This window comes from Bradyrhizobium retamae (assembly GCF_001440415.1).
GTDB lineage: Bacteria > Pseudomonadota > Alphaproteobacteria > Rhizobiales > Xanthobacteraceae > Bradyrhizobium > Bradyrhizobium retamae.
Genome location: NZ_LLYA01000127.1, coordinates 1 through 1,326, shown reverse-complemented (window position 1 = coordinate 1,326; position 1,326 = coordinate 1). Strand labels below are relative to the sequence as shown.

The window sequence follows — 1,326 nt, the reverse complement described above, 5'->3', positions numbered from 1 at the left end:
CGGAGCCGGCGATATATTGGCGATGTACGGAACCACCAACAGGAGCAATTCACAATGGAAGTCGCGACAATTGGGTTGGATATTTCGAAGCACGTATTCCACATCCACGCAGTTGATAGCCAAGGCCAAGTGACCGGTCGCCAACGCCTCCGGCGAGGCGAGATCATGTCGTTCTTCTCCTCGCTCGCACCTTGCCTGGTCGGCATCGAGGCCTGCGCCACCGCTCACCACTGGGCGCGCGAGATTCGACGGTTTGGACACGATGTGAGATTGATTCCGCCAGCCTATGTAAAGCCTTACCTGCGGCGAGGAGCCAAGAACGACGCCGCTGACGCGGCCGCGATCTGCGAAGCGGTCACCCGCCCCAATATGCGATTCGTCCCAATTAAGAGCGTCGAGAACCAAGGCTTCTTGATGCTTCATCGCGCGAGAGGCTTGCTGGTCCGCCAGAGAACCATGACGGCCTGCGCCATCCGAGCTCACTTTGCCGAGTTCGGAATCATTGTCGGACAGGGCCGGCAACGGGTGGATGGTCTGGTGGACTTGTTGAATGACGAGGAACTGACGCTCCCCGCCCACGCCCGCATGGCACTGGCCATCCTTGTGAACCAACTGAAGGAATTGGACCGGCAGGTCGAGGCTATCGAACGGGAGCTGGCTGACATTCAGAGAGAAAATCCGATGGCAAAGTTGCTTTCCTCGATTCCCGGCGTTGGTCCCATAACGGCCACGGCCCTTGCCGCGACTGTGCCGGACCCGACCATGTTCCGCTCGGGGCGAGAGTTCGCGGCCTGGCTGGGCCTGACGCCTAAGCAGAATTCCACCAGCGGGAAGGACCGGCTCGGCCGCATAACGAAACAGGGCGATTCCTATCTCAGGCACTTGCTTGTCATCGGAGCACGGAACGTCGTTCGATATCCGAAGGCACGCTCAGGGGTCGGAGGCGGCTGGATCGAAGCTCTACTTGAGCGACGTCGGCCCATGGTCGTCGCGATCGCCGTTGCCAACAAGTTAGCTCGGATCGTCTGGGCGATGATGACGACCGGGGAATTCTATCGGCCTAAGCTCGCGGCCTGAGCTGCCGCGTATCCTGGCCACCTTAAGGTGTGAGGGCAAATGACAGCATGATGGAAACCGGCGGAGCTGGGGATCGAGCAAGCCCGAAGAGCTTTAAGCGCAACAAGCGCGACCCGTTGATGAGGCCTCGATCCGCGATCTCCATCAGGGCCAGCGGCCATGGCATCGGTCGCACTGACAGGCCGTATACATGAACGCACCCGACCGTCATCCAAAGTGCTGCTAAAATCCCTTGCATCCGCGGGGCCG

Annotated in this window: 2 protein-coding genes; one reads left to right on the top strand and one right to left on the bottom strand. The window is 60.2% G+C overall.

The genetic code is table 11. The annotated features are described in order from the left end of the window. Window positions 1–54: 54 nt before the first annotated feature. Window positions 55–1,077 (top strand): IS110 family RNA-guided transposase, encoded by a 1,023-nt coding sequence (locus CQ13_RS15875; protein WP_057843804.1) that lies wholly within the window; start codon window positions 55–57, stop codon window positions 1,075–1,077. 22 nt (window positions 1,078–1,099) lie between these two features. Here the strand turns inward: CQ13_RS15875 and CQ13_RS45000 are convergent. Next, on the bottom strand, window positions 1,100–1,326 hold a 227-nt coding region (locus CQ13_RS45000; protein ID WP_210183069.1), incomplete at its 5' end, for a hypothetical protein.